10 protein-coding genes are annotated in these 11336 nt (G+C 67.5%); 9 read left to right on the top strand and 1 reads right to left on the bottom strand.

Annotated elements, in window-relative coordinates; genetic code table 11:
• Positions 1–750: ABC transporter substrate-binding protein (locus ACE3TU_RS04370; protein WP_374620701.1), on the bottom strand; the 750-nt coding region annotated here is incomplete at its 3' end.
• Positions 751–929: 179 nt separating this feature from the next.
• Here ACE3TU_RS04370 and ACE3TU_RS04365 point away from each other — a divergent pair.
• The 9 genes from ACE3TU_RS04365 (at position 930) to ACE3TU_RS04325 (ending at position 11281) form a co-directional block, all read left to right on the top strand.
• Positions 930–2537 (top strand): helix-turn-helix domain-containing protein, encoded by a 1608-nt coding sequence (locus ACE3TU_RS04365; protein WP_374620698.1) that lies wholly within the window; start codon positions 930–932, stop codon positions 2535–2537.
• A gap of 65 nt (positions 2538–2602) precedes the next feature.
• Positions 2603–2983, top strand: coding sequence for a response regulator transcription factor (locus ACE3TU_RS04360; protein WP_374620695.1), 381 nt, complete (start codon positions 2603–2605; stop codon positions 2981–2983).
• The gene (locus tag ACE3TU_RS04355; RefSeq protein WP_374620692.1) at positions 2983–3216 is read left to right on the top strand and encodes a hypothetical protein; all 234 of its coding nucleotides are present in this window, start codon (positions 2983–2985) and stop codon (positions 3214–3216) included. The genes ACE3TU_RS04360 and ACE3TU_RS04355 overlap by 1 nt, the downstream gene beginning before the upstream one ends.
• The gene (locus ACE3TU_RS04350) at positions 3216–5906 is read left to right on the top strand and encodes an ATP-binding protein (RefSeq protein WP_374620689.1); all 2691 of its coding nucleotides are present in this window, start codon (positions 3216–3218) and stop codon (positions 5904–5906) included. Before ACE3TU_RS04355 ends, ACE3TU_RS04350 begins: the two co-directional genes overlap by 1 nt.
• 128 nt (positions 5907–6034) lie before the next feature.
• On the top strand, positions 6035–7375 hold the full coding sequence (locus ACE3TU_RS04345) for an extracellular solute-binding protein (RefSeq protein ID WP_374620686.1): 1341 nt from the start codon (positions 6035–6037) through the stop codon (positions 7373–7375).
• A gap of 68 nt (positions 7376–7443) precedes the next feature.
• Complete coding sequence (locus ACE3TU_RS04340) at positions 7444–8328, top strand: ABC transporter permease subunit (RefSeq protein ID WP_374620683.1); 885 nt, start codon at positions 7444–7446, stop codon at positions 8326–8328.
• 7 nt (positions 8329–8335) lie between these two features.
• The gene (locus tag ACE3TU_RS04335; protein WP_374620680.1) at positions 8336–9253 is read left to right on the top strand and encodes an ABC transporter permease subunit; all 918 of its coding nucleotides are present in this window, start codon (positions 8336–8338) and stop codon (positions 9251–9253) included.
• A gap of 10 nt (positions 9254–9263) precedes the next feature.
• Positions 9264–10349, top strand: coding sequence for a sn-glycerol-3-phosphate ABC transporter ATP-binding protein UgpC (gene ugpC / locus ACE3TU_RS04330; RefSeq protein ID WP_374620677.1), 1086 nt, complete (start codon positions 9264–9266; stop codon positions 10347–10349).
• Positions 10350–10366: 17 nt separating this feature from the next.
• A complete protein-coding gene (locus ACE3TU_RS04325; RefSeq protein WP_374620674.1) occupies positions 10367–11281 on the top strand; it encodes a TIM barrel protein in 915 nt (304 codons plus the stop codon).
• Positions 11282–11336 lie beyond the last annotated feature (55 nt).

The following is an 11336-nucleotide window of genomic DNA, read 5'->3' as shown; positions in this document are numbered from 1 at the left end:
GTACTGGCTGAAGTCGCCCGCGCCCACCGGCGTCCGCACCGGAGCCAGCGTCTTCCAGCCGAGCGCCTCGGTGGCGTTCTTGATCGATTCTTCCTGGGTCCAGCCCCAGGTGTAGTCGGCGGTCAGGTGATAGGCGACGCGATCGGTGCCGTAGGCCTTGGACAGCGTCGGCGCAATCGCGATACCGGACTGGTAGGCGTTGAAGAAGTGACGGAAGCCGTAGCGCTTCTTGTCTTTGCCGGTGGTGTCGTTGGAGTGGGTGAGCGACGCCATGAAGATGACGCCCATTTCCTGGCACAGGCCCTGCACCGCAATGGCCTCGGCCGACGACGAACCGCCGGTGATCATCACCGCGCCGTCGCGCTCGATCATGCGGCGCGCCGAGTCGCGCGCAGCGTCGGCCTTGGTCTGGCTGTCGCCGGTGACGTAGGCCACCTTCTTGCCCAGGATGCCATTGCCCTTGAGCGTCTTGGACGAGAAGGTCGGGATCATGCCGCCGTCGCCACCGCCGTTCAGGTGCTCGACGGCCAGTTCGTAGGCCCGCAGTTCGTCGGCGCCCTCATCGGCGTAGGCGCCAGTCTGCGGCACGTTGAAGCCGAGCGTCACGGTGTCGCCGGTCGGGGCATTGCAGAATTCCTGCGCATAGGCGCCGCGCGTGAAGATTAGCGGCGCGACACCGGTGGCGAGGATGCCGGCAAGGCCGGACTTCAGCAGCGTGCGACGACGCATGCCCTTCAGGGAATCGGTCATTAACTCCTCCATCTGGAAGCGGAAGCCGGTACATTGCCGACACGTTTGCCGCTTGCCCCTGAGTATTCGCAGGCCAGAAAAGTTTTCAATAGCCCATTGAAAACACTGCTATATTCTGTAAATTGTTGATCTGTTCGGCGTGGAAATCTGTCAATGCGTTGACAGGGGGACAACAGGCGATGCGGGCACCAATCGGAATCCGGATCAGTTCGAGACGGCGGGCGCTCGCCGTCTCGCAGGCGGAGCTGGCCCGACGCGTCGGCATTTCAGCGAGCTATCTCAACCTCATAGAACGCAACAAGCGCGATGTCGGCGGGACCCTGCTGCTGCGCATTGCGGCCGAGCTCAGCATCGACATCGAGGAGCTGACCGGCGCCGCCGAGCACCGGCTGATCGCCGACCTCGAGGAGGCCTTCGCCGATCCCTTGCTGCAGGCCCTCGCACCGCCGGCGGGCACGGCGCGGCAACTGGTCGCGGAGCAACCGTTCGCCGCCACTGCCCTGGCGCGCCTGCACCGCGCCTACCAGGGGGCGCTGGCCAGCGCCGACGACTATGCCAACCGGCTGCAGGCCGATCCGCTGTTCAGCCAGCTGCTGCACCAGATCCTCTCCGGCATCACCGCGGTCCGCTCGAGCGCCGAGATTCTCGAGGAGCCGGATCTCGACGAGGCCGCCAGGGCCCGCTTCGGCGCCACCATCGGCCGCGAGGCACGCGGGCTGGCCGATACCACGCGCACCCTGATCGGACATTTCGACCGCGAGGCCGGCCCGCGCCGGGCGGTCTCGCCGGTGCGCGAACTCGACGACCTGATCTTTGCACGCAACAACTACTTCGTCGGGCTCGAAACGGTGGCCGGCGAACTCCGCGCCGAGATCGAGCGGCACGGGCCCTTCGGCGAAGCGACGCTGGCCGCGGCGCTGAGCGAGCGCCATCGGGTCGGGATTCGGCGCAGCGTCAACCGCGAGCTCGATGCGCTCGGCTTTCCGGGGCAATACCACTTCGACCCGCCGAGCCGAACGATGTGGTTCCAGGCCAGCGCCATTGCCGCGACCCGGCAGTTCCAGCTGACGAGGCTCTATGTGGAACTCAGCGCCGCGACGGCGATCGAGGCCGAGGTGGCCGCCGGGCAGCTCAGCACGGAGCCGGCGCGGCGCCTCGCCTACCGGGCACTGGCCTCCTACCTCGCCGGGGCGGTGGCCTTTCCCTACGAGCGCTTTCTCGCCGATGCCGAAGCGACGCGCTACGACATCGAGGTGCTGCGCCAGATGCACACCGCCAGCTTCGAGCAGGTGGCGCACCGCCTGGTGACGCTGCGCCGCCCCGGCGAGGAAGGAATCCCCTTCGGCTTCCTGCGCTCCGATCCCGCCGGGCGGCTTACCAAGCATTTCCCCCTGCCCGGCCTGCTGCTGCCCAATAGCGGCCATGCCTGCCCGCTCTGGGTCATCTACGACGCCTTCCGCACGCCGGATGCGCTGGTGCGGCAGGTGGTGCGCTTCACCGACGGGTCGCGCTACCTGTTCCTCGCCCGGGCGACGGCACGCCGGGCCTCGCAATTCCGCGAGCGTTCGGTCTATACCTCGGTGATGCTGGCGTGCGACGTGCTGCATGCCGACCGGACCGTCTATGCCGCCGGGCTCGACCTGAGCGACCAGCAGGCCGATGTGCCGGTCGGGCCGACATGCCGGCTGTGCACGCGACGCGATTGCGCCGACCGCCAGGAGGAGGCGCCGGCGCCGGGCGGCGGCCAGGCGGCCATCCGCGCGCCATTGGTGCCGCGTGGCTTTTGACCAATGGGCGCGACTAGGCTTTAGTGGTGAGGTTCCCGGCGGGAGAACGGGAGCAAGGGGGGAAATTGGCGCTCGATGTCCTGATAGCCGAAGACGAGCCGAGCATCCTCGAGTCGCTGGATTTCATCCTGAGGCGGGCCGGGTGGTCGATCAGCGCCGTCACCGACGGTGACGCGGTGCTCGAGGCCGTGCGCCGGCTGAGGCCGCGCCTGCTGGTGCTCGACGTCATGCTGCCCAAGCGCTCCGGCTTCGAGGTGCTCAAGCAGATCCGGGCCGACAGCCTGATCGCCGACCTGCCGGTGCTGATCCTCACCGCCAAGGGCCAGCAGCTTGACAAGCGCACCGCCGAAGAACTGGGCGCCTCGAGCTTCGTCACCAAGCCCTACGCCAATGCCGATGTGGTGGGGGCCGTGCGGCGGCTGCTCGGCGAGGGCGTCGCCGGCTGATGACGGCGCGCAAGCTCGAAAGCGCGGCGCTGTTCTTCACCATCTTCGGCGCCATGCTGATCATGCCGCCGCTGGTGTTGCTGTTCAATGTCAAGGCGCGGCTGTTCGGACTGCCGCTCGAACTGATCTACCTGTTCGCCGTCTGGCTGGTGCTGTGCGCCGGCACGGCCTGGTTCGGCCGCCGGCTGCCGCGCGCGCCGGCCGGGGACGACGAGCCGGGGAGTTCGGGCTGATGCTCTCGGCCAACCTCGTCATCGCCACCGCCGTCGCCTATGTGGGCCTGCTGTTCTTCATCGCCTGGGCCGGCGACCGCCGGGCCCGGCAGAGCAGCGGCGGCCTGCTGCGCTCGCCCTTCATCTACACCCTCGCCATCTCGGTCTACTGCACCAGCTGGACCTTCTACGGCGCCGTCGGCTCCGCCGCCCGCAACGGGCTCGAATACCTCGCCATCTACCTGGGGCCGACGCTGGTGTTCGTCGGCTGGTGGTTCGTGCTGCGGAAACTGGTCAGGATCGCGCATACCCAGCGCATCACCTCGGTGGCCGACCTGCTCAGCTCGCGCTTCGGCAAGTCGAGCCGGCTCGCCGTGCTGGTGACGGTGATCGCGGTGATCGGCATCGCGCCCTATATCGCGCTGCAGCTCAAGGCGGTGACGTCGTCCATCCAGGCGATCGGCGGCAGCGGCGCAACGGCACGCGAGGGCTTCGGCGGCATCGACGATGTCGGCCTCGCGCTCGGGGTCGCTGCCGCCATGGCGGTCTTCACCATCCTGTTCGGCACCCGCAACCTCGACGCCAAGGAGCAGCACCACGGCGTCGTCGCCGCCATCGCCTTCGAGGCGATCGTCAAGCTGTGCGCGCTGATCGCCATCGGCGCCTTCGTGCTCTATGCCGGCGGCGGCTTCGAGGCGATCTTCTCGAACGCCGAGGCGAAGGGCATCGACATCTACTCGGAGGACACGTTCGGCAATCGCTGGATCGCCATGAACGTGCTGTCGATCGCCGCCATCCTCTGCCTGCCGCGGCAGTTCCAGATCACGGTGGTCGAGAATTCCGACGAGAACCACCTCAGGACCGCCGGCTGGGCCTTTCCGGCCTACCTGATGCTGATGAGCCTGTTCACCCTGCCGATCGCGCTGTTCGGCATGACCACCATGCCGGCGGGCTCGAACCCGGACATGTTCGTGCTGACCCTGCCGCTGGCCGCCGGACAGGACGGGCTGGCGCTGTTCGCCTTCATCGGGGGGTTCTCGTCGGCCACCTCGATGATCATCGTCGAGGCGATCGCGCTGTCGATCATGGTCTCCAACCACATCGTCATGCCGATCGTGCTGCGCACCACCGGCGGCGCCGGCGGCAATGACCGGGACCTGTCGCGGCTGCTGCTCAACTCGCGCCGGCTGTCGATCGGCATCATCCTGTTCCTGGGCTTCTTCTACTTCTACCTGACCCGCGATTCCGACGCGCTGGCGCCGATCGGGCTGATCTCGTTCGCCGGCGTGGCGCAGTTCCTGCCGGCGATCCTCGCCGCCCTGTTCTGGCGCGAGGCGACGATGCGCGGCGCCACCGCCGCCGTGGCGATAGGGTTCCTCGTCTGGGCCTGGTCGATGTTCATGCCCTCGTTCCAGAGTTCCTCGCCGTGGGTGGCGACGGTGATGGCCGAGGGGCCGGCCGGAATCTCCTGGCTGCGGCCGCAGGCCCTGTTCGGGCTCGACGGGCTCGACCCGCTGGTGCACTCGGTGTTCTGGTCGCTGTTCCTCAACTCGGCGACCCTCGTCATCGGATCGCTGGTGACCAGCCAGTCGGCGCTCGAGCGGCTGCAGGCGACGCTGTTCGTCGATGCCTTCCGCCGCTCCGGCCGGCGCGGCGCGAACTTCATCCGCGGCTCGGCGACGGCGAACGACCTGTTCTTCGTGGCCCAGCGCGTGCTCGGCGCCGAACGGGCCGCCGAACTGTTCTCCGGGCTGCCCCGGCCGGGGGCGGAGCCGAGCGCCGAGTTCATCGGCCGGCTCGAGCGCGAACTGGCCGGTTCGATCGGGGCGGCCTCGGCGCACGTGATGCTCTCCAAGGTCGTCTCCGGCGAGGCCGTGTCGCTCGAGGAAGTCATGCAGATGGCCGACGAGACGCAGCAGGCGATCGAGTATTCGCAGCAGCTCGAGCGCACCTCGGCCGAACTCAGGACCACCGCCGAGCAGCTCGAGCAGGCCAATGTGCGGCTGCGCGAGGTGGACCAGCAGAAGGACGACTTCCTCAGCCAGGTGAGCCATGAGGTGCGCACGCCGATGACGGCCATCCGCTCGTTCTCCGAGATCCTGCTCGATGAGGAGAGTCTCGCCCCGCAAGACCGGCACCGATTCGTCTCGACCATCCACAAGGAAAGCCTGCGGCTGACCGGGCTGCTCGACGAGATCCTCGACCTTTCCGCGCTGGAGCGGGGCGAGCGCGGCTGGGAGAACCAGCCGGTGGATGCCGAGCCGGTGCTCGACCGGGCCGTCGGCGTGTGCGACGCGCTGGCCCGGCAGCGCAACATGCAGGTGATGTTCGGCGCGCGGGCCGGCCACGCCGTGGTGTCGAGCGAGCCGCACCGGCTGAGCCAGGTGCTGATCAACCTCATCTCCAACGCCATCAAGTACAACAGCGCCGAGCGGCCGCGGGTCACCGTCACCTCGCGGGTCGTCGGCATGACCTACCAGGTGGAGGTCGCCGACAACGGCCCCGGTATCCCGCGAGCCGACCGCGGCAAGATCTTCGAGAAGTTCTACCGGGGCGAGCACGGCAAGCCGAGCTCGGTGGCCGGCGCCGGACTCGGCCTCGCCATCAGCCGGCAGATCGTCAAGCGCATGAACGGGGAGCTGGAACTGCTCCCCGGCGACGGGCCCGGCGCCTGCTTCCGCGTCACGCTGCCGCTCGCATCGGCACCCTGACGGCGTGACACCGCAACGTCACCGAACTGTCGTTGCGTGGTCACCGCACTGAGATCGAACCGTCAAGCAGCCGGAATAGGACTGCCCCGCTCGACGAATGACGGGCACCCCATTCCGGAGAAGCTCAGATGACACGCAATTGGCTGCTCGGTGCGGCACTCGCCGCCAGCACGCTCGCCCTCGCCGGCGCCCCCGCGCAGGCGGCGACCAAGTTCGAATTCTGGTACGGCCTTTCGGGCGACCTCAGCGAGCGCGTGCAGGATGTCTGCAAGCGCTTCAATGCCTCGCAGGGCGATTTCGAGATCGTCTGCGTCAGCCAGGACAACTACGACAACAACCTGCAGAACACCATCGCCGCGTTCCGCGCCGACAAGCAGCCGACCGTCACGCAGATCTTCGACGCCGGTACGCTCGACCTGATGCTGTCGGGCGCCTACCTGCCGATCGGGCAGCTGATGAGCGAGAACGGCTACACCATCGACTGGAGCAACTACCTCAGCGGCATCCGGTCGTACTACTCGACCTCGAAGGGCGAGCTGCTGTCGATGCCGTTCAACTCGTCGACGGCAGTGATCTACTACAACACCGATGCGCTGGCCAAGGTCGGCTTTGCCGGCGTGCCCGCCACCTGGGAAGACGTCGAGGACGTCGCCCGCAAGATGAAGGCCGCCGGCTACGCGTGCCCGGTGGCGTTCGACCCGACCGGGGTGTGGCAGTGGTTCGAGCAGTTCTCGGCCATCCACAACCAGCCGATCGCCTCGAACGGCAACGGCTTCGGCGGACTCAACGCCGAGTACGTGTTCAACAAGACCAAGTTCGTCGACCAGCTGACCTGGTACAAGAAGATGTTCGACGAGGGCCTGTTCGTGCACAAGTCGAAGGCCGCCGGCGAGACCGCCAACGACGCCTTCATGAACGGCACCTGCCAGATCACCTCGTCCTCGATCGCCGATCACGGCACGTTCGGCAAGCAGGCCAAGCCCGAGGTCAAGTGGACCGTCGCCATGCTGCCGGTCTGGGCCGGCACCGAGCGCAAGAACTCCTTCGTCGGCGGCGCCTCGCTGTGGACGCTGAAGGGCAAGTCGGCGGACGAATACAAGGGCGCCGCGGCGTTCTTCAACTTCCTCGCCACCGCGGAGTCGGCCGAGTACTGGTCGACCGTGACCGGCTACGTGCCGGTGACGATGTCGGGCTTCGAGGCGATGAAGGCCAAAGGCTTCTACGAGGATCCGATCTACAAGGGCCGCGAGCTCGCCATCGAGAGCCTGACCTACGGCGAGGCGACCGAGAACACCCAGGGCATCCGGCTGGGCAACTACGTCACCGAGCGCAAGGAAATCGGCGACGCCATGGCCAAGGTGCTGTTCGACAACGTGCCGGTGCAGGAAGCGCTCGACACCGCCGTGGCCAACGGCAACGCGCTGCTGCGCAAGTTCGAGAAGACCTACCAGGGCGTCCAGCTCCCCTGATCCATCCCCGCTCCCCCGGGTGGCGTCGGCCATCCGGGGGTTTCTCTGTCCGCAGACGGGACCCGCCGATGGAACGCCGCGCCTACTACCGCAACAAGGTCCTGCCCTGGGTGCTGATCGCGCCGCAGCTGCTGCTCGTCCTCGTGTTCTTCTACTGGCCGACCTCGCAGGCGCTGTACTGGGCCTTCACCCTCGAGCAGCCCTGGGGCGGCGGCAATACCTGGGTCGGGTTCGACAATTTCGCCTCGATCTTCACCGACACGCGCTACTGGGCGACGGCGCTGCGCTCGGCCTTCTACGCCGTGTGCGCCACGGCCATCTCGATGACCATCGCGCTGACGCTGGCGCTGTTCGTCGACCGGGCCCTAAAGGGCACCAGGCTGTTCCAGTCCGTCTTCGTCTGGCCCTACGCCATCGCCGCGCCCGCCGCCGGGGTCGCCTTCCGCTTCATGTTCTCGCCGCAGGCCGGCTTCATCGGCGCCATCAACCAGGTCTGGCCCGGCATCTGGGATCCCTCGATCGTCGGCTGGCAGGCGCTGGCCATGGTTATCGTCTGCCACGCCTGGCTGGGGATCGGCTACAATTTCGTGTTCTTCCTCGCCGGGCTGCAGATGATCCCGCGCTCGATCGTCGAGGCCGGGGCGATGGACGGGGCGCGACCCTTGCGCCGCATGCTCGACCTGCAGCTGCCGCTGCTCGCGCCCACTACCTTCTTCCTGCTGATCATGAACCTGATCTCGAGCTTCACCGACAGCTTCGGGCTGATCGACACCCTCACCGAGGGCGGGCCGGTCGGCGCCACCGAGGTGATGGTCTACAAGATCTACTTCGACGGCTTTAAAGGCCTCGACTACTCAGGCGCCGCCGCCCAGTCGATCGTGCTCATGCTCCTCGTCATTTCGCTCACCTTCATCCAGTTCAAGTGGGTGGAGCGGCGCATCCACTATTCCTGAGGCCGCCATGATCGAGCGCTCGCCGGTCTTCGACTTTCTCACCTACCTCGCCATGGGGATCGGGCTGATCCTGGTGTTCACCCCGTTCTGGGTGGTGTTCATCGGGGCGACGCTGAGCCTGCCCGAGGTGGCGCGGGTGCCGATGCAGCTGTGGCCGTCGGACCAGCTGTTCGAGAACATCGCCACGGCCTGGCAGCGCGGCGACCTCGGCCCCAAGATGGTCAACTCGCTGATCGTCGCGGTCGGCGTCACCCTCGGCAAGATCGTCATCGCCTCGCTCTCGGCCTTCTCGATCGTGTTCTTCAACTACCGGGCGCGGATGGTGTTCTTCTGGCTGATCTTCATCACCCTGATGCTGCCGCTCGAGGTGCGCATCGTCCCCACCTACGCGATTGCCGCCAATGCGCTGTCGCCGCTGCAACTGATCCTCGACGTTACCGGGCTGACCGGGCTGGTGCAGATGCTCAGCGGCGTCGAGATCGCCCTCAACTGGAACCTGCTCAACTCCTACGAGGGCATGATCCTGCCGCTGGTCGCCACCGCCACCGGCACCTTCCTCTACCGGCAGTTCTTCATGACCATCCCGGACGAGCTGGTCGAGGCCGGCAAGATGGACGGCTCCTCGCCGATGCAGTTCTTCGTCGATGTGCTGATCCCGCTGAGCCGGACCAACATGCTGGCGCTCGCCACCATCATGTTCGTGTCGACCTGGAACCAGTACCTGTGGCCGCTGCTCGTCACCACCGACCGGGCCAATTTCGGCACCGCCGTGATGCAGCTCAAGGCGCTGGTGCCGGCCCAGAACGGCACGCCGGACTGGAACGTCACCATGGCCGGCGCTCTCATCATCATGCTCCCCCCGCTCCTCGTCGTTGCCTTCATGCAGCGCTGGTTCGTCCGGGGTCTCATCACCCGCGACAAGTGAGGATCAGCCCATGGCCGCCATTTCCATCCGGGGCGTCAAGAAGCGCTACACCGCGAAGGCCCTCGTCATCCACGGCGTCGACGTCGAGATCGAGGCCGGCGAGTTCGTCGTCATCCTCGGCCCCTCCGGCTGCGGCAAGTCGACCCTGCTGCGCATGATCGCCGGGCTCGAGGAGATCACCGAGGGCGAAATCGCCATCGAGGGGCGCGTGGTCAACGCGCTCGAGCCGCGCGAGCGCGGCTGCGCCATGGTGTTCCAGAACTACGCCCTCTACCCGCACATGACGGTGCGCCAGAACATCGGCTATGCGCTCAAGGTCGCCAGGGTTGCGAAGCCGGAGCGGGAGGCGCGGGTCGAGAAGGTGGCGCGGACGGTCGGGCTCACCGACTATCTCGAGCGCCGTCCGGCCGAGCTCTCGGGCGGCCAGCGCCAGCGCGTCGCCATGGCCCGCGCCATGGTGCGCAACCCCAAGGTCTTCCTGTTCGACGAGCCGCTGTCGAACCTCGATGCCAAGCTGCGGGTCGCCATGCGCTCCGAGATCAGGAAGCTCCACCGCGAGCTCGGCGTCACCTCGGTGTTCGTCACCCATGACCAGACCGAGGCGATGACGCTGGCCGACAAGCTGATCATCATGAATGGCGGGATCGTCGAGCAGATCGGTGCCCCGACCGAGGTCTACAACCATCCGGCGAGCCGGTTCGTCGCCGATTTCATCGGCTCCCCGGCGATGAACCTGCTCGAGGGCGAGTTCGATGCCGACGGCCATTTCGTGCACGGCAGCGGCGGCCGCCTTGCGCTTGAACAGCTCAACGGCATGCGGGCCCCCGGGCGGAAGGTGGTGCTCGGCATCCGACCCGAGGCGGTGGCGCGGACCGAGCCGGGCGCCGCGGGCGCTATCCCGGCAGTGGTCGACTATGTCGAGGAACTGGGGGCGGCCCGGCTGATCCATGCCGACGCCAATGGCAGCCGCATCATCGCGGTCGATGCCGATACCACGACGCACCTGCCCTCCGGCACGCCGCTGCACCTCAAGCTGCGCGACGACGCGCTGCACGTGTTTTCCGCCGAGAACGGCAAACGCCTCACCACCCACTGACAAGGATGCGACAAGAGATGAGCAACATCATTGCCGCCGGCTTCAATGCCGGCTCGGACGACGGCGAGATCGACAGCCTCGCCCAGGACCTCAGGGCGCTGGCCGAGATCGGCGCCGAGGCGGTCGAGATCGCCCCGACGACGCTCGACCTGATCGCCGGCGGCCGCGTCATCCATGAGCGCGCCGAGGCGCTGGTGGCGGCAACGGAGGAGCACGACTTCCTCTATACCGTGCACGGGCTGGTCTCTTCGAACTTCATGGACCCCGCGACGGTCGGCTACCAGCTCGCCGCCGCCAAGGCCCTGGTCGAGGTCTGCGACCGGATCGGCGCCGGGATCCTCGTCCAGCACTCGGGCGCGCTCAGGGCCGACCAGATCCATGACCGCCTCCGGGCGGACCTGAGGGAGCGCGAGACCCTGTTCGAACTGGCCGAGTTCGCCCGTCCCTACGGCGTGCGCATCGCGCTCGAGAACATCTTCACCACCGAGCCGGGGCAGTATCGGCAGACCCCGTCGGAAGTCGCCGCCACCGTGCGCGCGGTGAACCACCCCAATGTCGTGGCGCTGATCGATTTCAGCCACGCCTATCTCGAGTGCAGCTATCGCGGCCTCGACCTGATGGACGAGCTGCGCGCCATGGCGCCGCTGGCCGGGCACCTGCACGTGCACGATTCCTTCGGCCGGCCGCAGGGCTTTTTCCGCGGCTACCATCCGCAGGAGAACACGGCGATGGGCATCGGCGACCTGCACATGCCGCTCGGCTGGGGGGATATCGGCTGGGAGGCGATCTTCGCCGAACTCGAATTCCTGCCCGAGACGGTGCTGATGATGGAGATCGGCCGCCGCTACCGTCGCGAACAGCCGGCGAGCCTCGCCCGCGCCCGGGCGCTGGCGGAACTCAATGCCGGCGCGTCCGCCCTCGCGGCGGAATAGGGCCCGGGGGCGCGTGCCTGTCGGTCAGCGGGCCGCCGTCTCCCCGGCAGAGGCG

Source organism: Devosia sp. (assembly GCF_041917035.1).
In the GTDB taxonomy this organism is placed as follows: Bacteria; Pseudomonadota; Alphaproteobacteria; order Rhizobiales; family Devosiaceae; genus Devosia_A.
The sequence above is the reverse complement of the archived record's forward strand: the minus strand, read 5'-3'. Positions and strand labels throughout refer to the sequence as shown.